This is a genomic window from Vibrio sp. Vb1554 (genome assembly GCF_033344235.1).
In genome coordinates, this window is sequence record NZ_JAWPOJ010000017.1 from 37,453 (window position 1) to 61,487 (window position 24,035).

A 24,035-nucleotide genomic window follows, 5' to 3' on the forward strand; every position below is an offset into this window, starting at 1 on the left:
CCATGAACCTGTTTAAAGACTTACCGAATAACCTCGACGAGGAAGTGTTCGAAGACCTGCTGACCCACAAAAACCTGCGTATAGAACGCATTGTCTCAACGGGGCAAACCTCGCCCGAAAGTGGCTGGTACGATCAAGAAGAACATGAATGGGTCTTGGTTCTTAAAGGAGCTGGAGAGCTGACTTTTGAATCAGGTGTAGTGCAACGACTTGAGGCAGGCGATCACGTTACGATTCCAGCTCATACCAAACACAAAGTGAGCTGGACTGACCCAACGCAAGAAACCATCTGGTTGGCGGTGTTTTATCAATAAACACAAAACGATCTTAAACCAAAAAATAGGCGCGAGTTTGCTCGATACTACTAAGCCGTCACTGGCACTGTTTGATTTTGATGGCACCATCACCCGAGAGGATATGTTTAGCCTTTTCCTCCACTATTCTGCTTATGGCCTGCGCAAACGAGTAGGAAAGGTCGCTATCATGCCATTTTATGCGCTGTACAAACTCGGAGTGTTACCCGCTCGTGTTATGCGTCCTCTCAGCAGTTTTATTGCATTTTCAGGGAAAGAAACGCAGAAAATTGAAGCGATTGGCACTCAGTTTGCCCATGAAGTGATCCCGCTGTACTTACGGCCAGAAGCGATGGAAAGGCTGGCTTGGCATCAACACAGAGGCGATACCATTGTGGTGGTGTCGGCATCACTCAATGCGTATCTCAAGCCTTGGTGTGAAGCGAACGGTTACCACTTGCTGTGCAGTGAACTGATCTCAGAGCAGCCAAAACTGAGTGGCTTTTACCAGCAAGGTGATTGCAGTTTAGAAAGAAAAGTCTCGCGCGTGAAGGCGGCGTTTTCGCTCGACGAGTTTGCGTCTGTTTATGCCTACGGTGATACACACGAAGACATTCCGATGCTCAAACTGGCAGACTACGCGATGCTCAACTGGAGCGAGTGGAGAGCAAGCGAATAACGATATGTGCTCTGATTTTCAAGGCAACCACTCGACCAAAGTGATCGTTTTAGGCTAAAAAAAACAAACCCTTCTCACATGAGAAGGGTTTTATTGATCAGGGCCCGAATAACTGGCTTAACGCCATACCCCCCATTGACCCGTTGTGCCTGGTTCCTCACCAGACGTCCACCACTGAGCGGTCCATTCTTTACCGTTGTGCGTCACCACATCACCTTGGTCGTAAACAGCCGTCTTGTCCCACAAGTTGGTTGGTTCAACTGGTGGCGGTACATCCGCTTTGATCAGTGACAACGCATAACTGAAGTCTGCGCTTGGCGCTAATACTTGGTTCGCATTCACGTTGTTACTATCGAACATGTAGTGATTCATCTCTTGATGCCAAATGCCCACGTACCAATCGCCCGTTTGCTGCGCATTAAATTGATCCGCAATTTCTGCCGCCCAAGTCGCCGTATTGTTTGCACTGATTGGTAGTAAAATATCGACAATTTCATTGCCTGTCGCATTAAACGTACGAAAACGCACCGTATCGCCAGACTCTACTGGCCCAAAACCTTGCTGAACAAAGTAGCCTAGAGATGTCAGATTATTGCCCGGTTCGGTTGGATCAACAGGGTCAGTCGGTGGCGTCGTGCCTGTTCCGTTTAACGTAATGTCACTACAGTTGTAGAAACCTTCCCCAGCGACATCAATACGCTGCCAACGAGTGTAAAGTACCGCATCGCCCGAACGATCAGCAGGGAAAGTCACCTGAATACGGTAGCGTTTTTCCGCATCAACATACACATCACCTGCGGTGTCGATCAGCTCTAAATCACTCCAAGTAAGAGGTTTTGAATCATCATAAGTTGGCTTGGTGAGATAGAATTCCCAGTACGATGGGTTGTGCGGCGCTTTGCCGTAAAACACCAATTCAATCTGGTTATTTGCATCTGGCGTAACATTGGTGCGCTGCCAGTTTGGAGAAGGAATGTTCAAGCCTTTCTTAGCTGTATCGCCAGCAGAACATAGCTCACCGTCGCGAACCACGGCTTTCACATGCTCCATATCTCGGTAATTTGGTACGTTTGCTGCAATTTCGCTACGCTGCACAAACGGATACGCGCCAGATTCTTCAAAAGCCGCTTTACACGCTTGGTTAGGGATCTCGTTGGTCCAAAAACCACCGTCTAAATAACACGTATTCTGACGAGCACTTGGAAATTCTACCCAGCCGTGGGCGTTGACGTTAAATGAGCTCAATGCGGCAACAGCGCTTAAGCTCAAAAGAGGAAGTGTTACATGTGATTTCATCGTTCATCCTTAATTTTGCTGACTCGCCGCTCTGAAACACAAGCGGTTTAAGCAAAACTAGCAGGATGGGATTATTTAGAAGGTGAGAATAAATATGGAAATTGTAAGAGTGCCATCTGCTTTCCAGCATTTGTTGTGAACCATTCTCATACTCGACTGACTCTTTCGAGTCACTTCAAATTCATGTGCCACAAAAACTGTCACTCTCGTTTGGCTATCGCTCGTCTTTTGGTGTGTCCATCACCACCATCGTTGTGATCGACTTGACGTGTTCGCACTCACCCAACACATCAGCATGGAACGCTTTATAAGCGGCGAGATCTTGCGTCTCTACGCGTATGAGATATTCGTTAGATCCCGTAATGTTGTGACATTCCACCACCTCGTTTACAAAACGCACATGCTCTTCGAAACCCAGCTGTGCCTGCTTAGAGTGCGAGGCCAAACCAATCGACACATAAGCGACAAAACCCACGCCAAGTTGCTGATTATCCAGTACTGCTCGGTAGCCTTTGATCACGCCTTTACGCTCTAAATCTTGCACTCGGCGTAAGGTGGCAGATGGAGATAAACCAACGCGTTCCGACAGCTCTACATTGGAGATTCTTCCGTCGCGTTTAAGCACTTGCAATATTCTTTCGTCAAATCTATCCATGATGATGTTTCATTGCTTATTTGGTTTCTAATCATCAAATAAAAGCACAATATTGACCTCATTTCTACTTATAGTTGTTCTTTACTTATCGAGAACTGATTCAAGGAACAATCTATGGAATATCATCAACTGGGCGCTTTGGCGTTGTTCGCTTTTGTCTCCACTTTTACGCCGGGTCCCAATAACATTATGTTGATGACCTCAGGGGCAAATGTCGGCTTTAAACGCACTATCCCACATATGTTGGGCATTACCTTTGGCTTTGGTGCCATGCTAATTTTGGTGGGCATTGGCTTGATGAGCCTGTTCCACGCATATCCAATTACACACTCCATTTTGAAAGTGTTGAGCTTGAGTTATTTGCTGTACTTGACGTACAAAATCGCCACCAGCGACAAAACCGAAGCAAAACACGATTTTCGCCCAATGTCTTTTTTAGGGGCTGTCGCATTCCAATGGGTGAACCCAAAAGGTTGGTCGATGGCGTTGACGGCCATTACGGTATACAGCAGTGGCGGTGCATGGCTCGAACTGACTTTTATCGCCGGTATCTTCTGCTTAGCTAACTTGCCATCGGTAACATTTTGGACGGCGGCAGGTATGCAATTGCAGCGTTGGTTGACCACCGATAAACGCGTTAAGGGGTTCAACTACAGCATGGCTGCGCTGTTGCTTTTGTCTACGATTCCAATGATATAAGTCTATTTTGGGTTAAAAAACGACTCACTTTACGTAATTGGGAAAGGACAGATACTGCATTTTGCTTGAGGCTTTGGCGTTAATTCACAGTGTAAATTTGTTTAAAGACGCTACCCTCTTGTTAGGGAACTTGATAATCTTTAAATGAGAAAGAGAATAATTATCGAGTAAAGTAACAATGAAAAAGAAGCCTCAACCTAAAACGCTTGTTGTCACAGACACAGAAACCATCACTCCAAACATGCAGCGCATTACCTTGCAAGGTGAGGCGCTGAGCCACTTTCCTCGTGACTGCGAAGGCAGTTACATCAAATTACTGTTTAACGATATGGGCGGCGCGGATCTGAGCATCCTGCCAGAAGACGACCGACCAATCATGCGCACCTACACTATCCGACGCTTTCATCCAGAAACCAGTTCAATCGAAGTGGATTTCGTCCGACACGTAACGCAAGATCTGCAATGCGGATTTGCAGCGCGTTGGGCAATGGCCGCGCAAAAAGGCGACACGATCAGCATTGTTGGGCCAGGTAGCATCTCCAACTTAAATACTGAGGCGGATTGGTTCTTCATGGCTGCCGATATGACAGCACTTCCAGCACTTTCTGCGAAAATTCGTACGCTGCCAGAAGAGGCCAAAGGCTACGCTGTGATCAGCGTGATGTCTCCAGCCGACATTCAACCCCTAAACACGCCAGCCGGTATGGAGTTGATTTGGCTAACTGAACAGCAAACCTTGGCTGATAGCGTTCGCGAACTCGAGTGGTTAGACGGTAACGCTTCGGTATGGTGTGCGTGTGAGTTCGATTCAATGCGCGCGCTGCGCCAATATTTCCGCAATGAGAAAGAAGTCGATCGCGAGAATATCTACATCAGCAGCTATTGGAAGCAAGGCGTGTCTGAAGATGGGCACAAAGTGATTAAACGTGAAGACGCGGAATCCAACCAATAGTGGTTCATTTATTTCCAGTTCAAGCGCTTATCCCAATAAAAACGCCCGGCATCACCGGGCGTTTTAGCGACTTCAGTTGTATTAAAGTTCATGAAAACTCTAATCCGCTAGTTCCTGCGCTAAAAAGTCGATCAACAACCTCACTTTGGGCGATAAATTTCGGCTTTGTGGATACAGTGCCCAAATGCCTTCACGGTCGTCTCGGTAATCGGTCAGCACCTCGACTAGCTCACCGTTATCTAGAGCTTCTTGAACGTAATAGTCTGGCAACTGCACTAAACCCAAACCACGTTTGGCGGCGCCCATTAGCGCAAAACCACTATTGCATTTAATCCTCCCCGACACACGCAAAGACTTATCGCGTTTATTTTCCTTAAAATGCCAATAATCGACCGAACCAACTAGGCACTGATGTCGAGCCAGTTCGGATAATGTGTGAGGCTCGCCAAATCGCTCCAAATACATAGGGCTAGCACACACGTAATTTTGACGCGACGAAAGACGCTTTGCGATCATGCTGGAGTCTTGCAGGCGGCCAAGACGAATCGCCACGTCTACCCCTTGCTCTATCAAATCCAGTTTTTGATTGGTCAGAACTAAATCGAGGTCCACACGCGGGTACTTCTCCAAAAACTGATGCAAGAGCGGCGCGAGGTTCATTTCCCCATAGGTCACAGGCGCTGTCACACGCAGCAAACCTCGCGGTTCGGTCTGCATTTGCGTTACGGCAAGCTCGGCCAGTTCTAGCCCTTCGACCAAATGTTTGCACTGCTGATAATAAAGCTGTCCAGCTTCAGACAGAGAAACTTTTCTCGTCGTGCGATGCAGTAACTTAACCGCAAGACGCTCTTCAAGTGCCGATACGCGGCGACTGATTTGTGCCACTGACGTTTTCAGTTTAGCCGCGGCAGCTGTAAAGCTGTTAGTTTCCGCTACGGCAACAAACTCGCTGACTCCTTCCCAATTCGCCATGCTGTATTCCTGTCGACCTCTTCTAGACAAATAGTGATTACATTGTTCTCGTCGCGCTACGCTTTGAAAACTGGAAAACTTTACGCGTCAGGTAACGGACGAAGATCGTCGTATTGCGCATCAAGCTCAATGCCAAAATATTCTTTCAACGCATCCAGGTAGGTTTGACCTGGCTCTAGCTCTATTTCTGTTAGCTCTTCATGATTGGTGCATCTGAGTGTGTAGTTAAGCAGCGTCACCAACCCACTTTCTGTCGCTCTAGCAGCGACTCTTGCGCTAGTAAAACGCGAATTAGGCGAAGTCGAGGTAAAAAAGTTGCTACATGCAATGTCACCAGCACACACGAACTCTAGGTCAAAGCTGTATAGATTGTTCCACACGTCCGTTCCATCGGTTGAAAGCACTTGGAGGAAATAACCAAACTGAGCATCTTTGACAAAACGGAAGGTTTGTAAATCCGTCTGAATCACTTGGTCAAGGATAAATGGCAATGGCGCTCGAGGGGTATTGGAGCCAAAACCCACATCGACAATCCATGTTTGTTCCTCTAACGTCACTAACGTGATTTGATGACTACGACCTGTTGGTGTACCAGACACATGTACACGCCCTAGCAAACTTCGCGCTTCAAACCCAAGAGTGTTGAGCACATCAAGCATTAAACCATTTAATTCAAAGCAGTAACCACCGCGAGAGTGGTACACGGTTTTTTGAATAATATCTTCAATCTCAACAGAGACGCCTCGCTGCAATGCGATGTCAAAATTCTCAAACGGCAGGCAACGATGCTGCGCCACGTGAACTCTGTGCAATGACTCCAAATCGGCGGGCAATTCACTAGGCAAGCCTAGCTTGGTTAAATAGGCACTCAGATCCGTCTTATTCATAATCACTCTTACTTAGCTGATGGTTTGACTGCTTTCTACTTTAGCCCCTCTATCTAACTTCAGGTCAATCACCTTTTCCATTTCCCTTCCGCTTTAAGGAGGCATCGCACTCTTTTTACACGCTCACCTTATCATTATTACGCATATGTAAAAATCATTTTCAAAATGGACGGATTATCATTTTTACTGAAACACCTAAAATGAGCACCAACAAAACGACGAAGCGCGGTAAGCAAACCTTAACTACGCTTATTACGTCACTCCATATACTGAAAATATAAAGGAAACATCCAATGTCGCTTGAAATCAAACCTGGTCAAACTCACATAAAATCAAAAGCAATGGTCGCTTGGGCTGCAGGTGAGCCGCTTAAAATGGAAGAAGTTGATGTACAACTTCCAAAAGCCGGCGAAGTGCTAGTACGCATCGTAGCAACTGGTGTTTGTCACACTGACGCATTCACACTATCAGGTGACGATCCAGAAGGTATCTTCCCCTCAATCCTTGGTCACGAAGGTGGCGGTATCGTTGAAATGGTTGGCGAAGGCGTAACAAGCGTTGAAGTTGGCGACCACGTTATCCCACTTTACACTGCTGAATGTGGTGAGTGTAAGTTCTGTAAATCTGGCAAAACGAACCTATGTCAGGCCGTTCGTGAAACGCAAGGTAAAGGCCTAATGCCAGATGGCACAAGCCGATTCTCTATCAACGGCGAAACTATCTTCCACTACATGGGTTGTTCTACTTTCTCTGAGTACACGGTTCTTCCAGAAATCTCACTAGCGAAAGTAAACAAAGAAGCACCACTTGAAGAAGTTTGTCTTCTAGGTTGTGGCGTAACCACTGGTATGGGTGCGGTATTAAACACAGCTAAAGTTGAAAAAGGCGACACAGTGGCAATCTTTGGTCTCGGCGGTATCGGTCTTTCTGCAATCATCGGTGCTCGCATGGCTGGTGCCAGCCGCATCATCGGTGTAGACATCAACGAAAGCAAATTCGACCTAGCGAAACAACTTGGTGCAACTGACGTAATCAACCCACAAAAATTCGACAAGCCAATTCAAGAAGTGATTGTTGAAATGACAGACGGTGGTGTTGACTACTCATTCGAATGTATCGGTAACGTAAACGTGATGCGTCAAGCACTTGAGTGCTGTCACAAAGGTTGGGGTGAGTCAGTCATCATTGGTGTTGCTGGTGCAGGTCAAGAGATCTCAACTCGTCCGTTCCAACTAGTAACTGGTCGCGTATGGCGTGGCAGCGCTTTCGGTGGCGTTAAAGGTCGCTCTGAGCTTCCAGAAATCGTAAACCGTTACATGGCTGGTGAATTCGGCTTACAGGAGTTCATTACCCACACAATGGGATTAGCAGACGTCAACAAAGCGTTTGATCTGATGCATGAAGGTAAGAGCATCCGAACAGTTATCCATATGGATCAATAATGCTGCCTCAGGCTCTCCTTTTGGGGAGCCTGAATTCCTTCTGCTAATTAGAGAGTTTATTCATGACCATTGAAAATGTAAGCCAAGCCAAAGTGTTTGGCGGTTGGCACAAGCAATATACACACGAATCCAATGCCCTAAACTGCACCATGCGCTTCGCGATATTCTTGCCACCTAACGCAACGAAATCAAATCCCGTACCCGCGCTATACTGGCTCTCTGGTTTAACGTGTACCGATGAGAACTTTATGCAGAAAGCGGGCGCATTTCGTATGGCGGCCGAGCTTGGCATTGCGATCATTGCACCAGACACAAGTCCGAGAGGCGAAGGTATCGCTGACGACGAAAGCTATGACCTAGGAAAAGGAGCTGGCTTTTACCTTAATGCGACGCAAGCACCTTGGTCACTGCATTACTGTATGTACGACTATGTGACTGAGGAGTTGCCTGCGATCATCGAAAGTAACTTCCCAGTCTCTGACGTGAAGTCAATTTCCGGTCACAGTATGGGCGGCCACGGAGCGCTCACCATTGGTCTGAAAAATTCAGAACAGTACCGTTCTATTTCAGCGTTCAGTCCAATCAGTAACCCAATGCAATGCCCTTGGGGACAAAAAGCCTTTACTGCTTACTTAGGCAAGGAGCTTGAAAGCTGGAAGCAATACGATGCAAGTGAACTTCTAAAACAACAACAATCACCATTGCCAATTTTGGTTGATCAAGGTGATGCTGATGGCTTCTTAAATGAGCAGCTTAGACCGGAAGCGCTGATTGCTGCGGCAAAAATACACGATTCAAACCTAACCTTGAGAATGCAACCAGGCTATGACCATAGCTATTACTTCATCTCAAGCTTTATTGAAGAGCACCTCAACTTCCATGCAAAATATTTGTTTGCATAGTTAATTTAAGTAAGCTCATGAAATAAAAAATAAAGTCACCAAAACTAGGTGACTTTATTTTCTTTACGTACTAACAAATACATATCTGAATATCGATGATTTAAATATGTAAAATAATGTAACTTAAGAACAAATTCGACGTCCATTTCTCGCCTTATTAAATTCTCATTTCCGACACAGTATCTTTATTAAAAATGAAACAAAGTTGCACTAAAAACCAATTAAATACCGCGAAATCATTACGAAACTCTACCATCATCCCAATACTCTGAGCTTTTAATTAAGAAGCAACTTAATAACCTTGACGTGACGTAAACCGACAGTTATTTTTGAAACATAACGTATTATAAAATCTCATCCGGTTGGCTCTATAATTATAAATAAATTACCGCTAGCACCTTTGTCCTAGCTAAGAAAAAAGAATAAAACTCAAAAGGGCATATGATGAAAAAGATAGTCGCGCTAGGTCTGTTTTTTGTTGCGCCATTCTTGTCTGCAAATACGATCGTATTTAGTAGTAGCCAGCAGCCTAGTGTCATACTGGAACTGGAAGAGATCCAAGCTTTACCTACCACTAGCTACACGATGACATTGCCTTGGCTTCCTGCCTCGTCAGAGTTTTTAGGCGTTAAACTCAGCACGCTTCTTACACACGTCTATGGAAAGGTACCAGAGCAGGTTGATATCAGCAGCTTAAACGACTATCACTCGACATTGTCCCGACAAGATATTCTTCGATATCAACCAATACTGGCTTATCAACAAGATCAGAATTACATAAAAGTCAGGAATAAAGGCCCTTTCTGGGTGATATATCCACTCAATCTCTATCCAGAGCTAAACTACAATAAATATCATGCGCAAATGGTATGGCAAGTAAATGAAATAAAAGAAAAATAATAAGAATGAAGTTATCAGAACCCTATTCTAAGAAACAAAGAATATTGCAATATTCTACCACCAGCAAAATGCTGCTGGTGGTGTTTGCCGTTTCTTTGCTTCTCGCGAATGTCGTGCTTTTACAGCAAACACGTTCACTCTCACAAAATTTTAATAACGAACAAAAACAAGCGACTTGGTTTTTATTCCAACTCTCCAAAGAACTATCAGAACTTGTCGGCGAGGCCAGACGGTTAGATGAAAACGTATTGAATATTGATGGTGCAGAGCTTCAATACGAGTTAGCGTGGAGTCGCTTTGACTTATTGACCAGTAGCACGAAAGCCAATAAGTTCTTTTCTCGGAACAACATGCACCTTTACTTCATTAACCTTTTTGAAGAGTTCAAAGAGCTAGAAAAACAACTAGTAGAAGCTAGAACAGGTGATAGCCAAGCTGCTGCTGCATTTTATCGTTCAACTCAAACACTATATTTAGGCTTAATAGACTTCGTTAATCAAAACTTCCGTCTAAGCAGTAAAGCTTATGAAGCACAAAAAGGTCAAACCCAGCGCTTAATGCAAGCACAATATATGTTGTTTGCGACGTTCGTTTTGTCGATTATCTCTCTAACTTATTTCTTTTATCGTGAATCCCATTTTCATAGAAAATTGGCGCTCAGCGACCCTTTGACGAACCTAGGGAACCGCAATGCACTATTCATTACCCTAAACAAATTTACTCAAGAAAAAAGGCCCTTTTCTCTCTGGATTCTAGATTTAAATGGTTTTAAAGAAATCAACGACACACACGGACACCAAGTTGGCGACACTGTACTGCGGGAAATCGCTAGGCGGCTTAATTCTATGACACTCAATGATTTTACTGTTTATCGCATGGGAGGAGATGAGTTCGCGGTTATCCTTGAAGGTGAACATCTCAATGAAGAGAACGTACGTGAGCAGATAAATACCGTCTTTGATGCACAAATATTAAACTCCGATAAAGTCTCAACACTTTCAACAAGCATGGGCTTAGCGCAATACCCTAAAGACAGTGACAATGTTGACTTTCTTATCAGCATAGCGGATAAGCGCATGTACAAAATGAAATTTCAACGTTAAACGGTATATATGATGAGAAAGTTCATGCAAGTACTGCTTCTACTGGCAGTCATTGCGGCAGGTGTGTTGGCTTGGGTATTTATTCCATCGCACGAAACCATCGGGCAAAAAACGCTTGAGCAGGCACTCAACGACGACTACAGCCTCGTTGGACATCGAATCTACTCAACCGATCCGGATGCTGGCAACCGATTCGGCTACTTCGTATTGGCAACGGGCCAGAGCATTGAAGAGCAAGAGCCGTTTTTGGTCACTTCGGATCAGTTTATTCGCATGGAGAAAACGGGTGATAATACCTTGTCTGTGACCGTCAATGGCCGTATTTACCATTATCATAACGACTTGTGGGTGCCAAAATCAGACGGGAAATTGCAACACTTTTTAGTCAGTGCAACCGCCAAGTACGTACGCTAAAACGGGAACCTTACTCCCCCCAAAAAAACAAAGCCCCGCATACACTGCGGGGCTTTTTACGTGAAGAAGAAAATAACATCGAAAGAATGAGCGTTACTTCGCTAATACTTTCTCTTTAATCACTTTGAGTACCCCAGCCTCTTGGTTGCTTGGCGCAGAATAACGAGCAATTTTCTTAATCTCTTCGTGCGCGTTGGCAACCGCGTACGAATGCTCACTGACTTGCAGCATTTCGAGGTCATTGAGGTAGTCACCAAACGTCATAGTTTCTGCCGGAGTAAAATTCATCGTCTCTTGAAGATGCTGAATGGCCGCACCTTTAGAGGCCTCGGCATTCATCACATCCAGCCAGATTTTTGCGCTCACTACGACTTTATGCGTTGCGCCAAACTTCGCGTTCATGGTCGGGAACAGGAGCTCTTCCGAACCGTCAAAGTGACAAATTGCTACCTTAATAAACTCGTCTTCGACCTCAAGCAAATCCGGCACATATTCACAGCGGTGGTAGTACTTTTGAAATTCTTCCAGCGATTGCTGATCATGCGTTTCGATGTACGCCGAGCGCTTGCCACACAATACGATGTTCGCCCCGTCAATCTCACGAGCCGCTTTCACAATCTCCAACACTTCCGCTTTAGGAATGGTACAACTGTAGAGCTCATTGTCTTGGTACATCACTAAGGTGCCGTTTTCAGCCACATACAACAGTCTGTCTTTGATTGGCGCGAACGTGTCTCGCAGACTGTAATACTGACGACCAGACGCAGCGGAGAACAAAATACCTTGCTCTTCCAGTTGCAAAAACAGATCGAAAAACTCTGGATCCAAACGACCGTATTGGTCAAGCAATGTGCCATCCATATCGGAAGCAATAAATTTGATGCGAACTTGTGACATTAACTAAAACTCTAAATGACGCTGCGAAAATATATCCATGTAAGGTACAGGATCTTGTATGAATCTCAAGTCGGGATGACGACGCCTTTCGCTATTACCAAGGATGCTGTTTAAAGTAATCTTCACTGTGATCGATGAAAGCTCTCACCGCAGGAGACAAGTGTTTACGTGATGAATACAGCGCGTAAATGTTGAGATCATTTGGCTTCCAATCCGGCAACACCGACTCAAGCTGACCCGATTTGAGATAGATATTGCTCAAGTAAGTTGGCAACATCGAAATACCCATGCCTTGTAAAGCGCCATGCAATAACGCCGTGGCCTCATTGCTGGTTAGGCGACACTCAATTCCCACCGATTCGAACTGGTCGCCCTGAGACAAATGCCACACGTGACGCTCAAAGTTTTTGTATCCCAAACAGTCGTGTGAAGATAAATCTCGCGGATGCGCAATCGCGTGGTGAGTTTGCAAATATTGCGGTGATGCCACCAACACCGATTCGCACACCGCAATCGGCTTACCAATCAAAGAAGGATCGGGATCTGACGCAATTCGGATCGCCAGATCGATGCGTTGTTCGGTTAGATCACTCACTGAATCTTGCAGATCTATGTCGATATACACTTTGGGGTGCTTTTGCATAAAACTGTTTACTACGGGGATCAACTGTGAGAATCCAAATGAAGTACTAGACGCAAGACGGATTTTTCCGGACAGCTCACCATCAACGGCAATGTTCGACGTTAATGTATCGGCCTGTTTTAACCAGCGCTCAATCTGAGGCAAGCTGCGCTCCCCTGCGGTGGTGAGGGACACCTTGCGCGTGGTGCGGTGTAACAAACGAGTTTGCAGCCAGTTCTCCATAGCCTCTACATAACGAGTTACCATTGGCCGAGACATGTCTAACCGCTCTGCGGTCGCGGTAAAACTGCCAGAATACACCACATCCACAAACACTTTTGCTGCCGTTACTCTGTCCATAAATTTGCTCGAAATAAGAAATAGTGATGCACATTATTGTGTATTTTTCCGAGCGTATCAATTTCCTAATATAGCTCCCGTTCCCAAGCCATCGTCGCTTGGCCCCAAATTCTTTAGGAGCTTATTATGAAAAAATTTACTTTGATTGCTGCATCCGTTTTAATGGCAAACCCTGTCCTAGCGGCAAACCACTCTCCCCTTACTCTTGAGGTTTACAACGCCGACGGTAACAGCTTCCACGTAAACTCAACCTTGGTATACGGTGAGACTGACGCCATGGTCATCGACACTGGCTTCACCAAAGCTGACGCGATGCGCATTGCCGCTAAAGTGTTGGACTCAGGCAAAACGCTTAAAACCATTTTTATCAGCCAAGCGGACCCAGACTACTACTTTGGCGCAGAGGCCTTACACCAACAGTTTCCTGATGCGCAGATCATCGCAACGCCTGCGGTTCAAAAAATTATTAAAGAAAAATTGGCTGGAAAGCTGGCGTACTGGGGACCAAAGCTGGGCGCAAACGCACCGGTAAAACCAGTGATCCCTGTCGCGTACGATAAAGCATCATTGGAGCTAGAAGGTCATAAGATTGAAATTCGTGGTAACCATGGCACATCAGCACACCGCCCTTACCTATGGATTCCAGATAACAAAGCGATTCTAGGTAACGTAGCCGTGTACTCAAACGTACATTTGTGGATGGCCGATGCCGCAGACCAAACCGCTATCAATGCTTGGGAGCAGCAGCTTAGCGAGATGCTTGCGCTTAAACCTCAAGTGGTCATTCCTGGTCACATGAAAGCAGGCACAAAGCTGAACGCAGACACCATTCGCTACTCGCAACAATACTTGCAGGATTTTCAGCAAGCGAAAAAACACAGCAATAACAGCGCTCAACTCATTGACACCATGTCAGCGAAATACCCAGAAGCTCAATTGCCAATCGCGCTAGAAATCGGTGCAAAAGTGCATACTGGTGAAATGTCATGGTAACCGTGCATTACTTCTTCGATCCCATGTGTGGTTGGTGCTACGGGGCATCACCACTCATCGAAGCCTTGATGGACACCTCTCAATTTAAGGTGGAGCTTCATCCCGGCGGCATGATTGAGAAAAGCGCGATTGAGCCTGAATTTCGTCAGCACATCATCAACAGTGACGCTCGTATCGCAACCGAAACCGGAGCAACGTTTGGTGAAGCATATCTGCAACGCGTGAAAAGCGAAGATGCGTTTGTTCTTGATTCTTATCTACCAACACAAGCGATCTTGAGTGCGGAGAAAATGGGGCTGAATCCATGGCACATGCTAAAGGCCATCCAATCCGCGCATTATCAGCTCGGGTTAAAAGTGAATGAAGCATCGACGCTCAAAGCCATTGCAGAATCGCTAGGTTTAGCAAACGATGTGTGGGAGCAAAACATGACGTTAAGCGAAGCCGATCTAGATGAGAAAATTCGCTCTAGCCGACAGTTGATGCGCCAGTTACACGTTGGTGGCTATCCAACCCTGATTGCAGAAGTAAATGGCGAGTACCTGACCTTGCCGCACTCGGCCTACTACGACAAACCGGCACAGTGGAAGCTGGCATTACAAAAACTGCAATAAGCTCTTCCCCACTCGCTCTTGTTCTTAATCCAAGAGCGAGTGCCAACACCGACATGGCAATCCTGACTCAAACAGGTACAATCCTCGCTCGATTTTTTACTCGCGCGGATACCCACCATGCACTCGCCTGAACATTGTTTTACTCGTTTTACTGCTGATACTTCTGACTATGAATTACCAACGCAGTTTACGTTTCCGTTCTACTACACGCCGCATCCTCTTTGCGTTATGGCTGCAAAGCAATTGCAACAGCACTTATTAGCGCAAACCGACTTCGAACACGATTTTGGTTTGGTTAATGAAGAAACGGGGCGAGGCAAAATGTTTGGCGTATTGCTGGTAGAAAGCTCTCAAGGCGATCTCGGCTTTTTAAGTGCGTTTTCTGGCAAAATTGCTGACCAAAACTTGATTCCAGGATTTGTCCCTCCTGTGTACGACATGCTGACCGATGAAGGCTTCTTCCGCGCAGAAACGGATGCCATCAACGCCGCCAATGCGGAGTACAAAACCTGTGCCGCGAATCCGGAATTAGCGGATCTTAAAGCGCAAATCCAAGCCGACCGAGCCGCTTATCAGCAAGAGGAGCAAACACAGCGCCAAGTGATGATTGATGGCCGCGCCGCACGCAAGCGACAGCGCCAACAGGGCGAGCAAACGCTCAATGCCGATGATCTCAAAATCTTGTTGGATGAGTTGGGTAAGCAAAGTGTCGCTGAGAAAAACGTTCTCAAATACTTAAAGCAAGCGTGGGATGAAAAGCTTGCAATCAAAGAAGCGCGATTGGCCGAGTTAGAGCAGCAACTTGCTCACCTGAAAGAGCAGCGCAAAACGCTCTCCAACGCTTTACAGCACAAATTGCATAAACAATACCGCTTCCTAAACAGCCATGGCGAAGCACGCGACTTGGTGGACATTTTTGCAGACACCACAAACCCAGTTCCACCAGCAGGTGCGGGGGAATGTGCTGCGCCAAAACTGCTCCAATACGCGTTTAAACACGGATTCAAACCGCTGGCGTTGGCAGAATTTTGGTGGGGTGTGTCGCCAAAGTCTGAAGTTCGCCAACACAAAAAATTCTACCCATCGTGTAATAGCAAATGTCAGCCGATTTTGGGCCATATGATGCAAGGGCTGGATGTCGAACCTAATCCATTGGCGGAGAATTGGGCAGAAGACAAAGAACTAGAGATAATCTACCAAGACGACGCTATGGTCGTCGTCAACAAGCCCTCGGGCTTACTTTCAGTGCCTGGTAAAACTATCAAGGACTCTGCTTATACGCGCCTACAAGCGATGTACCCTGATGTGGAAGGGCCGTTTGTGATTCATCGCCTCGACATGGCGACCTCTGGCATTTTGGTGTTTGCCTTAACCAAGCGCGCGAACAAAAGTCTGCAAAAACAGTTTATGGCTCGCGGCGTAAAAAAACGTTATATGGCACTGCTCGAAGGCGTATTAAACGAGCCTGAAGGGGAAATTTCACTGCCAATGCGTGGTGACCCCGACGACCGCCCACGTCAACTGGTGTGTTTTGAACACGGGAAACATGCAGAAACCTACTGGCAACTGATTGAAGTCAAAGATGGACGCAGCAAGGTATACATGTATCCGAAAACAGGGAGAACTCACCAACTACGTGTACACAGTGCTCATCACATGGGGTTAAACATGCCGATGGTTGGTGATGGTTTATACGGCGAAAAAGCGAATCGCTTGCACCTGCATGCTGAGATGCTAGAGCTGGATCATCCATACAGCAAAGAACGCATGGTGTTCCAAGCTGAGTGCGAATTCTAACGTCTTCCCAAGTTTAAATAACAAAAAGGCACTGACTATCAGTGCCTTTTTTTTCTAACCAGAATAAGCGTGATGCGCGATACCGAAAACCGTTAGCTCACCTTAAACTTGGTCCACACCTGAGAGCGCCAACGCCTTGCCATGATGATACCACGTACCCATTCATCGAGTGCGATTGCCATCCAAGCCCCTAAAACGCCATAACCCAAGTGGATGCCAAAGATGTAAGAGAAAAGCACGCCTAATCCCCACATACTCAAAATCCCCATTTGCACTGGGAACTTGATGTCACCCGCGCCTTTGAGCCCCGCGATAAAAATCAGGTTAAACACACGTCCGGCCTCGAGCAAAATTGAGCCCATGACTAACGAACCTGCCAATGCGAGTATCTCTGGTTGATCGGTAAATACGCGCAGAATCTCTTCTCTAAACAGGTAAATCAGTGTGGTTGCCGCCGTTGATGCCACAAACCCCACTAAGAAGTAGATTTGTACGCGTTTTAAAATGCTACTCACCCAACCTTTACCGATGTAGTAACCGGTCTGAATTTGCGCTGCCTGACCAATTGCCAACGCGAAAGCAAACGAGAAACGGGCAATGTTTTGTGCATAAGTGAAAGCCGCCAACGATGCCGTCCCCATTTGCACCACAAAGTACACAATGCAGATTTGCGCCACGTTGTAAGACAGCACTTCACCCGCGTTCATACCGCCGATTTTTAAGATCTTTTTGTAAATCTCTGCCGGTACTTGTTTCATAGTCGACATTGGTAGTTCAATGCTACTGCGAGCGAGAATAAACCATAACATTAACGTACCGATGATTTGGCTGACGACGGTTGCTATTGCCACGCCTTGCACACCATACACAGGTAAACCAAATGGCTGGTAAAGCGCAATATAGTTACCAATGATGTTGAACACACCCGAGATCAAATTCACCACCATTGGGGAACGTGAATAACCATGACTACGCAGAATAGTTGTAAAAACAACGCCAATCGTAACGTTAAACGTCATCGCACCGCTTATCAGCAGATATTCATGAGCGTACTGCTCGACTTGCGCTTCCAAGCCGTAATACGGGAGTAGGTATATCGCACCAAGCACGGCAATCACACTCAATAGCACACCGACGAGCACAGACAACGCAATACTCGCAACACCAACGCTCACTGACTCTTGCTCGCGTCCAGCGCCATTGTATTGGGCAATCAAAATCCCCGTACCGCTACTGACAAACGTCGAAACGATGATTAAAAAGAAGGTAATCTGCGTGATCACACCAACAGCGGATACGGCTTTGTCTGAGTAGCCACTCAGCATGAACACGTCACTGGTTCCTAAAGCCGTCCGTAGCAAAATTTCGACAAGAATTGGCCAAGCTAATGCCACGATGGACATTCGTTGGTTGATGTTTTGGCTTTTAGGCATGCTTGTAACCTTTCCTACAACTAAAAACTGCCTCACAATTTTGTGAAGCAGTTTAAAAATAGTGACTCGAACGAAGCTCGATATGAGGTTGTGATTTAGCGCGGATTCTAGTCGCATATTGGTCATAACGACAACAATATTTCGCCCTGTTTCGGAAAAATATTTCTAATGCCTTTTCGAAACGACATATGCCTTAACGATAAGTAGAGCAGAGATTGGTGAACAATACTCTCAATCAACAAGCACCGAACAGAATCAGGATAATCAATAGTAATGCGTCTAACTAGATACATTACTTTGAGTTATCAGTCCAACCATATAGAGCCATGAAGAACCGTCATGAAAACCTGCATGCGCTACCATTCCTCTTTGAACACTCGCACCAAATCACACTGATGGCTTTGCACTAAAAATGACTGATATCACATTTGGAAACTTTGTTGTTCTATTTATCGCGAAAATACCGCCTAGAATAAGCGTACACGTTAATTAAGCAAGGATACGTAATGTCGACATTGGCTGGGGCGCGCTTAGAAGAAATGGCGGACATCCGCTCAACAAGAAAAAAGAAAATTGTCTTTTTATGCTCCAGTATCGCCGCTGCCTGTTTAACTTATGGTTCCATTGCTCAATCACTTGAGAATAACTGGGGCTTAAGCTTTTTCCATGCTTTGTGTGCCTTGGCATGCTTAGCAATCAGTTATGTAATAAAAGTCCAGCGGCACCATCAATACGCCGACTTATGGCTAAGTGCTGTCTTAATGTTCGAAGGGTTATTGTTACTTCTGTATAACGACGCTCCGTCAGGCAAGGTGCTATGGCTATATCCTATTGTCGCCACTCTGGTATTAATTAATGAGTTTAAGGTCGGTCTGCTGTTCAGTGTCACCTACATTTTACTGATCTTTTTTGGGGTCGCTTTTTTAGATCGACTGCCAACAGCCACAGAAATCATAGAGCGGAGATTGATGCTGACCCTGATAGCGACCGCGTTTGTGTGTCACACGTTCTCGTATTACTACACGAAAGTCCTCAATTACATTCAAACACTGTATCGTGAGGGGATTGAGGAGTTAGCATATTTTGACCAGCTCACTGGGCTTGCCAATCGCTGGAGCTTTGAGACTTGGGCGCGCGCAAAGCTCGATGAAATCAAGCACTCATCTGATGACAGCATCACCGCATTGGTTTTTCTCGATATCGATAACTTCAAGCACATCAACGACACCTACGGGCACGATATTGGTGACCAAGTACTTCAAGCCTTCGCAACTCGATTAAAAAATAACATTCGCAACAAAGACAGAAAAACAGATAAACACGACTACTCCATCGCTCGATTTGCGGGCGACGAGTTTGTAATCATGCTTTACGATGTAAAAAGTAAAGATGACCTAGACAGCATCCTAAAACGGATCGTAAATCTGTTTCCGACAGGTTACCGAAGCTACGATATGATTAACGAGTTAACGATGAGTGTAGGTGCTGCTATCTATAAGCAAGATGCAAAGGATTTGTCTGAATTGACTCGATGTGCAGACAAAGCAATGTACGCAGCTAAACATACTGGTAAAAACCAGTACGCCTTTTATGAGCACTGCAATACGGAAGAACAGTCAACATCTGATGCACCAGCGGTACCAGAAGCTTGCTAATGACTAAGCGAACACATGCATCACCCAAAGCCCCACAACGAGGAATACGATTAACCACACTACTTGCAACGTTCTGTTCGGCTTGTCTTGCTGACGAGTGGGGTGATCTTTAAACGCACGGCCCTTCATTTTGCCCATTAAGCTCTTTCCTAGAGCACGTCGATAAAATTCACGTCTCTTATGAGCGGCGTTGGCAACTTCGGTAAAGCGCTGTCTTTGCTCATTGGTGAGATCTTTATCCTCGTAACGAGGAGGGAGATCAGAATGCTTGCGTTGTACTGCCATCACTTCCTCCCTGGTCGATGGGTACATTTTTATTAAGTATATACCCAAATAACCAAAAAGATGCGTTATAAGTGAAGCACATAGACGAAAAAACCACCCGAAGGTGGTTTTATGACGAGCAACAAATGAACGCTAGAAGTACTCACATAAATACGCAGTCGCTTCTTTCACTTGAAGCTCAAATGAAGAATTACCTTCCACTTCAAAAAACTCACCACTTTGACAAGTCGTCCAATCGCTCTCGCCAACACGCTTGACCACAAGCGCACCTTTTACAACCGTCATACGCTCTGGTGCTTGAGTACCAAACGTGTACTCACCAGGAAGCATCACACCAACGCTAACATCCTGATCTTTCTGGTTAAAGCCTAGTGATTTTACACTACCAGCAAAATAGCTATTTTCCTTAATATTCATTATTGGTTTCCTTATCAAAAGTCCGCTCTTTTTTACCTTGTTTCTTTCCGTTACTCAAGCTTTGAAAGCCATTAAACTCAACGTAATAACGCACATCCTTTGCTACTGAGCGAGAACCTTTTTTCGCGAGGATTAATCAGGCGACCTAAACCGAGCAAGAAAACCTACGAAGTAATGAATGTGAGCAAACAACAAAACCATCAATAAGATGTGTATCTGAATGTAAAAGTGGACATTAGATCATAGTTTCGTCGTCTCAATGGCGGGATTGTTTGTTTTTAAAAAGGAAGGTTTCCACCATGTTAAAAAAGTGGAGAAAATTAGATCTATGGCGGACTCAACCCGCCGAAGGCGAAAAGCACGACAAGAACCAAAACTTTCATTTTTGGCTCGCCACCAATCTAAAATCCTCAAGAGTACATTTGTCTGCTTCGGGATGGGTCTGTTGACGTTTTTTGGCTATCAAATCCACCTTTCCTATCAAGACCACATTGATCCGGAAAAGGTGTACGGCGAATGGATTGAGATTGGCGCGCCACCCTACCAAACAGAACGTCTCGTTTTCACTGAAGATGGGGTATACCGAAACCATCGACTTATTACGACGGAATTTGAATTCGATGGCAAGGTCATCACGTTGAATACCGGATTAGGAAAGACAGCGTATCAGATCTCGGGCTCTCATCTTTCACCTCAAATACGCCGTATTGAGCCTCTTATTCCAGATCAGCGATTCATTCGTAAAGGATTTGAGCATACCGTTCAGGGCTCAGAAACCGGTGCAGCCTCTAAACGTCGCGCCGCGTTGAGTGAACACTTCAGCCGTGACTAATACGTCTTCACGGCTATTTTTCCTTTCAATTCTCTTTCTATATCAATGAAACAAAACCTTAATAAACAACAAAATAAGGCCTTCATCGCATTTAACTAACTCGTTACTGAGTAAACAATAATTTTAGTTTCTGCTGAGATTTTATAAATTATTGACTCAGTCTGACACTTTCTGTGTAACAGAGTGCGAGTTTTAGTTAAGTTCTCTCAAGTGCCTCGAAAACCGTCTTAATTTTTTTGACGAAAAAAAACTCTCTGAAATGCTGAGTGTGATGCTTTTGCACGTGGAGTAAATCCAATCATCTTATCTGGTGCAAGAGCAGCCTATGTTCTAGGTAGAACATGAATCCAAGGATTGAGAGAGAAGTTATGATTCGATTTAACCTATGTGCAGCTGGAGTTGCTTTAGCGCTATCAGGCGCTGCAGTTGCGGCTCCAACCGCACCAAGTATCGATATGTACGGTTCCAACAACCTTCAGTTTTCTAAAATTGAACTCGCGATGGAAACCACGTCAGGCTACTACGACATGGTGAAATACCATGAGCAAGCGAAGATCACTGTTAAATTTAACCAGTGGAGTGGCACACCTGGTGACACTTACAACGTCTATTTTGATGGTGTAAAAGTAGCAAGCGGCCCTATCACTGGTAGCCAAACGACAGCTTCGTTTGAATACGGCCAAGGTGGCTTATACCAAATGGAAATCGAAGCATGTGATGCGACAGGTTGTGCGAAAAGCGCACCAGCTGAAATCACAATTGCAGATACCGATGGTTCTCACCTGAAGCCACTAACGATGAATGTTGATCCAAACAACAAAACCTACAATACCGATCCAAGCGTCGTGATGGGTACGTATTTTGTTGAATGGGGCATCTATGGCCGTGACTACACAGTCGATAATATGCCGGTCGACAACTTGACTCACATCCTTTACGGTTTTATCCCAATTTGTGGCCCAAATGAGTCTGTGAAGTCTGTTGGCGGCAACAGTTTCAACGCGCTACAAACTGCTTGTACAGGTGTGCCTGATTATGAAGTCGTTATCCATGACCCTTGGGCTGCTTATCAGAAGAGCTTCCCACAAGCTGGTCATGAATACAGCACGCCTATCAAGGGTAACTACGCAATGCTAATGGCATTGAAACAACGTAACCCTGATCTAAAAATCATCCCATCGATCGGTGGTTGGACACTGTCTGACCCATTCTTCGATTTCGTGGACAAGAAAAACCGTGACACATTCGTCGCATCAGTTAAGAAGTTCCTGAAAACTTGGAAATTCTACGACGGTGTTGACATCGACTGGGAATTCCCTGGCGGCGGCGGTGCAGCAGCCGATAAGGGCGACCCTGTAAACGATGGCCCAGCATACATCGCACTGATGCGTGAACTGCGCGTAATGCTTGATGAATTAGAAGCTGAGACAGGCCGTACTTACGAGCTAACGTCCGCTATCGGTGTCGGTTACGACAAGATTGAAGACGTAGACTACGCAGATGCAGTTCAGTACATGGATTACATCTTCGCAATGACTTACGACTTCTACGGTGGTTGGAATAACGTTCCTGGTCACCAAACTGCGCTTTACTGTGGTTCATTCATGCGTCCTGGTCAGTGTGACGGTAGTGGCGTTGATGAGAACGGCGAACCGTACAAAGGTCCTGCTTACACAGCAGATAACGGCATCCAACTTCTTCTTGCTCAAGGCGTTCCTGCGAACAAGCTAGTACTTGGTACAGCAATGTACGGTCGTGGCTGGGAAGGCGTAACTCCAGATACACTCACAGATCCAAACGACCCAATGACAGGTACTGCTACAGGTAAACTGAAGGGCAGCACAGCGCAAGGTGTTTGGGAAGATGGCGTAATTGACTACAAAGGCATTAAGTCATTCATGCTAGGTGCAAACAACACTGGTATTAACGGCTTCGAGTACGGCTACGATGCACAAGCAGAAGCACCATGGGTATGGAACCGTACTACGGGCGAGTTGATCACATTTGATGACCACCGTTCAGTGCTAGCAAAAGGTAGCTACGCGAAGTCTCTTGGTCTTGCTGGTCTATTCTCTTGGGAAATTGACGCGGATAACGGTGACATTCTAAACGCGATGCACGAAGGTATGGCTGGTGGTGTGGTTCCTCAACCAAACCGTAAACCAACCGCAGCCGCTGGCGCAGATCAATCGGTAACAGGTCCTGCAAATGTGGTTCTAGATGGCAGCCTGTCAAAAGACTCTGACGGCACCATCGCAAGCTACGCTTGGGAACAAGTATCTGGCACAGCAGTGGTACTAACAGGTGCAAACACAGCGAAAGCAAGCTTTGATGCAGCAGAAGTTACTGTTGAAGAGCAATTAACTTTCAAGCTGACGGTGACTGATAACGAGGGTGCAACGGCATCTGACCTCGTTGTAGTAACAGTGAAACCAGCAGGTGTTGTTGACCCAGTGAACAGCGCACCAGTAGCACAAGTTGTTGCTCCAGCAACAGCAAACGCTGGTGACGTTGTGGTTGTAGATGCATCTGCGTCTAGCGATGCAGACAACGATACCCTGACATTCAACTGGACTCTACCTCAAGGTCTGAATGCAACGGTTGAAGGCTCTAAAGTCACGTTCACTGCTGCGGAATACCCGCAAGACACAAGCTTAAGCTTCACTGTAAGTGTGAGCGACGGTAAAGCGTCTTCATCGGCAAACGCGACAGTGGTTGTTGCACAGCACACAACCGATCCGAACCCTGGTACTTGTGACAACGCATGGGATGCGAGCGCAGTGTACACAGGTGGTAACCAAGTGACTCACGCAGGTAAAACGTGGGAAGCGAAATGGTGGACTCAGGGTAACGATCCTAGCCAATCTGGCGAATGGGGCGTTTGGAAAGAAGTTGGCGTAGCTAACTGTAACTAATTTCAGCCTTGCAGACGTTCT

24 protein-coding genes are annotated in these 24,035 nt (G+C 45.9%); 15 read left to right on the top strand and 9 right to left on the bottom strand.

Translation table 11 applies throughout. The annotated features are described in order from the left end of the window. The first annotated feature begins 2 nt into the window (after positions 1–2). A complete protein-coding gene (locus tag R8N28_RS14900; protein ID WP_005383281.1) occupies positions 3–314 on the top strand; it encodes a cupin domain-containing protein in 312 nt (103 codons plus the stop codon). Between the two features lie 37 nt (positions 315–351). After that, the gene (locus R8N28_RS14905) at positions 352–972 is read left to right on the top strand and encodes an HAD-IB family hydrolase (RefSeq protein ID WP_033907205.1); all 621 of its coding nucleotides are present in this window, start codon (positions 352–354) and stop codon (positions 970–972) included. 117 nt (positions 973–1,089) lie between these two features. On the opposite strand, the gene R8N28_RS14910 is transcribed toward R8N28_RS14905, so the two are convergent. Then, positions 1,090–2,268, bottom strand: a complete 1,179-nt coding sequence (locus R8N28_RS14910; protein WP_065275592.1) for a lytic polysaccharide monooxygenase — start codon at positions 2,266–2,268, stop codon at positions 1,090–1,092. 214 nt (positions 2,269–2,482) lie between these two features. Next, on the bottom strand, positions 2,483–2,923 hold the full coding sequence (locus R8N28_RS14915) for an Lrp/AsnC family transcriptional regulator (RefSeq protein WP_005374369.1): 441 nt from the start codon (positions 2,921–2,923) through the stop codon (positions 2,483–2,485). A 114-nt stretch (positions 2,924–3,037) separates the two neighbouring features. On the opposite strand from R8N28_RS14915, the gene R8N28_RS14920 reads away from it, so the two are divergent. Together R8N28_RS14920 and R8N28_RS14925 are read left to right on the top strand one after the other, a co-directional pair. Beyond that, positions 3,038–3,622 (top strand): LysE family translocator, encoded by a 585-nt coding sequence (locus R8N28_RS14920; protein WP_062730858.1) that lies wholly within the window; start codon positions 3,038–3,040, stop codon positions 3,620–3,622. A 178-nt stretch (positions 3,623–3,800) separates the two neighbouring features. Further along, positions 3,801–4,574, top strand: a complete 774-nt coding sequence (locus R8N28_RS14925; RefSeq protein WP_017821025.1) for a siderophore-interacting protein — start codon at positions 3,801–3,803, stop codon at positions 4,572–4,574. 99 nt (positions 4,575–4,673) lie between these two features. Here R8N28_RS14925 and R8N28_RS14930 read toward each other — a convergent pair whose 3' ends face one another. Beyond that, positions 4,674–5,546 (bottom strand): LysR family transcriptional regulator, encoded by an 873-nt coding sequence (locus R8N28_RS14930; protein WP_017633836.1) that lies wholly within the window; start codon positions 5,544–5,546, stop codon positions 4,674–4,676. Between the two features lie 80 nt (positions 5,547–5,626). Continuing rightward, positions 5,627–6,433, bottom strand: coding sequence for an arylamine N-acetyltransferase family protein (locus R8N28_RS14935; RefSeq protein ID WP_005383272.1), 807 nt, complete (start codon positions 6,431–6,433; stop codon positions 5,627–5,629). A gap of 293 nt (positions 6,434–6,726) precedes the next feature. On the opposite strand from R8N28_RS14935, the gene R8N28_RS14940 reads away from it, so the two are divergent. The 5 genes from R8N28_RS14940 (at position 6,727) to R8N28_RS14960 (ending at position 11,194) form a co-directional block, all read left to right on the top strand. Beyond that, entirely contained in the window at positions 6,727–7,875 is a 1,149-nt protein-coding gene (locus R8N28_RS14940) for an S-(hydroxymethyl)glutathione dehydrogenase/class III alcohol dehydrogenase (protein ID WP_017633834.1), read from the top strand. 62 nt (positions 7,876–7,937) lie between these two features. Further along, positions 7,938–8,777: an S-formylglutathione hydrolase gene (gene fghA, locus R8N28_RS14945; RefSeq protein ID WP_005374382.1), complete on the top strand. Its 840-nt coding sequence runs from the start codon at positions 7,938–7,940 to the stop codon at positions 8,775–8,777. Between the two features lie 444 nt (positions 8,778–9,221). Continuing rightward, positions 9,222–9,677 carry a hypothetical protein gene (locus R8N28_RS14950; RefSeq protein ID WP_005374384.1) on the top strand — a complete coding sequence of 152 codons (456 nt, stop codon included), beginning with the start codon at positions 9,222–9,224 and terminating at the stop codon, positions 9,675–9,677. A gap of 5 nt (positions 9,678–9,682) precedes the next feature. Further along, positions 9,683–10,780, top strand: coding sequence for a GGDEF domain-containing protein (locus R8N28_RS14955; protein ID WP_017821028.1), 1,098 nt, complete (start codon positions 9,683–9,685; stop codon positions 10,778–10,780). Between the two features lie 24 nt (positions 10,781–10,804). Beyond that, entirely contained in the window at positions 10,805–11,194 is a 390-nt protein-coding gene (locus tag R8N28_RS14960) for a hypothetical protein (RefSeq protein WP_005374387.1), read from the top strand. Positions 11,195–11,287: 93 nt separating this feature from the next. Here the strand turns inward: R8N28_RS14960 and R8N28_RS14965 are convergent, their stop codons facing one another. Both R8N28_RS14965 and R8N28_RS14970 read right to left on the bottom strand, forming a co-directional pair. Further along, a complete protein-coding gene (locus tag R8N28_RS14965; RefSeq protein ID WP_017633831.1) occupies positions 11,288–12,091 on the bottom strand; it encodes a Cof-type HAD-IIB family hydrolase in 804 nt (267 codons plus the stop codon). Positions 12,092–12,185: 94 nt separating this feature from the next. Continuing rightward, positions 12,186–13,073: a LysR family transcriptional regulator gene (locus tag R8N28_RS14970; RefSeq protein ID WP_017633830.1), complete on the bottom strand. Its 888-nt coding sequence runs from the start codon at positions 13,071–13,073 to the stop codon at positions 12,186–12,188. A 126-nt stretch (positions 13,074–13,199) separates the two neighbouring features. Between R8N28_RS14970 and R8N28_RS14975 the strand changes: the two genes are divergently transcribed. The 3 genes from R8N28_RS14975 (at position 13,200) to R8N28_RS14985 (ending at position 16,477) form a co-directional block, all read left to right on the top strand. Next, positions 13,200–14,066: an MBL fold metallo-hydrolase gene (locus R8N28_RS14975; protein WP_065275591.1), complete on the top strand. Its 867-nt coding sequence runs from the start codon at positions 13,200–13,202 to the stop codon at positions 14,064–14,066. After that, complete coding sequence (locus R8N28_RS14980; RefSeq protein ID WP_065275590.1) at positions 14,060–14,680, top strand: DsbA family protein; 621 nt, start codon at positions 14,060–14,062, stop codon at positions 14,678–14,680. The genes R8N28_RS14975 and R8N28_RS14980 overlap by 7 nt, the downstream gene beginning before the upstream one ends. A 117-nt stretch (positions 14,681–14,797) precedes the next feature. Further along, on the top strand, positions 14,798–16,477 hold the full coding sequence (locus R8N28_RS14985; RefSeq protein WP_065275589.1) for an RluA family pseudouridine synthase: 1,680 nt from the start codon (positions 14,798–14,800) through the stop codon (positions 16,475–16,477). Positions 16,478–16,569: 92 nt separating this feature from the next. Here R8N28_RS14985 and R8N28_RS14990 read toward each other — a convergent pair whose 3' ends face one another. Then, on the bottom strand, positions 16,570–17,910 hold the full coding sequence (locus tag R8N28_RS14990) for an MATE family efflux transporter (RefSeq protein ID WP_065275588.1): 1,341 nt from the start codon (positions 17,908–17,910) through the stop codon (positions 16,570–16,572). Between the two features lie 506 nt (positions 17,911–18,416). On the opposite strand from R8N28_RS14990, the gene R8N28_RS14995 reads away from it, so the two are divergent. After that, a complete protein-coding gene (locus R8N28_RS14995) occupies positions 18,417–19,565 on the top strand; it encodes a GGDEF domain-containing protein (protein ID WP_065275587.1) in 1,149 nt (382 codons plus the stop codon). A 3-nt stretch (positions 19,566–19,568) separates the two neighbouring features. Here the strand turns inward: R8N28_RS14995 and R8N28_RS15000 are convergent, their stop codons facing one another. Both R8N28_RS15000 and R8N28_RS15005 read right to left on the bottom strand, forming a co-directional pair. After that, positions 19,569–19,850 (bottom strand): hypothetical protein, encoded by a 282-nt coding sequence (locus R8N28_RS15000; RefSeq protein WP_005374405.1) that lies wholly within the window; start codon positions 19,848–19,850, stop codon positions 19,569–19,571. Positions 19,851–19,982: 132 nt separating this feature from the next. Then, entirely contained in the window at positions 19,983–20,267 is a 285-nt protein-coding gene (locus tag R8N28_RS15005; protein ID WP_065275586.1) for a pyrimidine/purine nucleoside phosphorylase, read from the bottom strand. Positions 20,268–20,595: 328 nt separating this feature from the next. On the opposite strand from R8N28_RS15005, the gene R8N28_RS15010 reads away from it, so the two are divergent. Both R8N28_RS15010 and R8N28_RS15015 read left to right on the top strand, forming a co-directional pair. Continuing rightward, positions 20,596–21,099, top strand: a complete 504-nt coding sequence (locus R8N28_RS15010; protein WP_262635269.1) for a DUF2850 domain-containing protein — start codon at positions 20,596–20,598, stop codon at positions 21,097–21,099. Between the two features lie 368 nt (positions 21,100–21,467). Continuing rightward, the gene (locus R8N28_RS15015) at positions 21,468–24,014 is read left to right on the top strand and encodes a glycosyl hydrolase family 18 protein (RefSeq protein ID WP_065275585.1); all 2,547 of its coding nucleotides are present in this window, start codon (positions 21,468–21,470) and stop codon (positions 24,012–24,014) included. Positions 24,015–24,035: the final 21 nt, after the last annotated feature.

Excerpts from the sequence above, each read along its gene's own strand:
- R8N28_RS14990 (WP_065275588.1), bottom strand. The coding sequence starts at position 17,910 with ATGCCTAAAAGCCAAAACATCAACCAACGAATGTCCATCGTGGCATTA.
- R8N28_RS14995 (WP_065275587.1), top strand. The coding sequence starts at position 18,417 with ATGTCGACATTGGCTGGGGCGCGCTTAGAAGAAATGGCGGACATCCGC.
- R8N28_RS15005 (WP_065275586.1), bottom strand. The coding sequence starts at position 20,267 with ATGAATATTAAGGAAAATAGCTATTTTGCTGGTAGTGTAAAATCACTA.
- R8N28_RS14955 (WP_017821028.1), top strand. The coding sequence starts at position 9,683 with ATGAAGTTATCAGAACCCTATTCTAAGAAACAAAGAATATTGCAATAT.
- R8N28_RS14910 (WP_065275592.1), bottom strand. The coding sequence starts at position 2,268 with ATGAAATCACATGTAACACTTCCTCTTTTGAGCTTAAGCGCTGTTGCC.
- R8N28_RS15000 (WP_005374405.1), bottom strand. The coding sequence starts at position 19,850 with ATGGCAGTACAACGCAAGCATTCTGATCTCCCTCCTCGTTACGAGGAT.
- R8N28_RS14970 (WP_017633830.1), bottom strand. The coding sequence starts at position 13,073 with ATGGACAGAGTAACGGCAGCAAAAGTGTTTGTGGATGTGGTGTATTCT.
- R8N28_RS14960 (WP_005374387.1), top strand. The coding sequence starts at position 10,805 with ATGCAAGTACTGCTTCTACTGGCAGTCATTGCGGCAGGTGTGTTGGCT.
- R8N28_RS14930 (WP_017633836.1), bottom strand. The coding sequence starts at position 5,546 with ATGGCGAATTGGGAAGGAGTCAGCGAGTTTGTTGCCGTAGCGGAAACT.
- R8N28_RS14940 (WP_017633834.1), top strand. The coding sequence starts at position 6,727 with ATGTCGCTTGAAATCAAACCTGGTCAAACTCACATAAAATCAAAAGCA.
- R8N28_RS15010 (WP_262635269.1), top strand. The coding sequence starts at position 20,596 with ATGGCGGACTCAACCCGCCGAAGGCGAAAAGCACGACAAGAACCAAAA.
- R8N28_RS14920 (WP_062730858.1), top strand. The coding sequence starts at position 3,038 with ATGGAATATCATCAACTGGGCGCTTTGGCGTTGTTCGCTTTTGTCTCC.
- R8N28_RS14925 (WP_017821025.1), top strand. The coding sequence starts at position 3,801 with ATGAAAAAGAAGCCTCAACCTAAAACGCTTGTTGTCACAGACACAGAA.
- R8N28_RS14965 (WP_017633831.1), bottom strand. The coding sequence starts at position 12,091 with ATGTCACAAGTTCGCATCAAATTTATTGCTTCCGATATGGATGGCACA.
- R8N28_RS14915 (WP_005374369.1), bottom strand. The coding sequence starts at position 2,923 with ATGGATAGATTTGACGAAAGAATATTGCAAGTGCTTAAACGCGACGGA.
- R8N28_RS14935 (WP_005383272.1), bottom strand. The coding sequence starts at position 6,433 with ATGAATAAGACGGATCTGAGTGCCTATTTAACCAAGCTAGGCTTGCCT.
- R8N28_RS14900 (WP_005383281.1), top strand. The coding sequence starts at position 3 with ATGAACCTGTTTAAAGACTTACCGAATAACCTCGACGAGGAAGTGTTC.
- R8N28_RS14975 (WP_065275591.1), top strand. The coding sequence starts at position 13,200 with ATGAAAAAATTTACTTTGATTGCTGCATCCGTTTTAATGGCAAACCCT.
- R8N28_RS14980 (WP_065275590.1), top strand. The coding sequence starts at position 14,060 with ATGGTAACCGTGCATTACTTCTTCGATCCCATGTGTGGTTGGTGCTAC.
- R8N28_RS14985 (WP_065275589.1), top strand. The coding sequence starts at position 14,798 with ATGCACTCGCCTGAACATTGTTTTACTCGTTTTACTGCTGATACTTCT.
- R8N28_RS15015 (WP_065275585.1), top strand. The coding sequence starts at position 21,468 with ATGATTCGATTTAACCTATGTGCAGCTGGAGTTGCTTTAGCGCTATCA.
- R8N28_RS14950 (WP_005374384.1), top strand. The coding sequence starts at position 9,222 with ATGAAAAAGATAGTCGCGCTAGGTCTGTTTTTTGTTGCGCCATTCTTG.
- fghA (WP_005374382.1), top strand. The coding sequence starts at position 7,938 with ATGACCATTGAAAATGTAAGCCAAGCCAAAGTGTTTGGCGGTTGGCAC.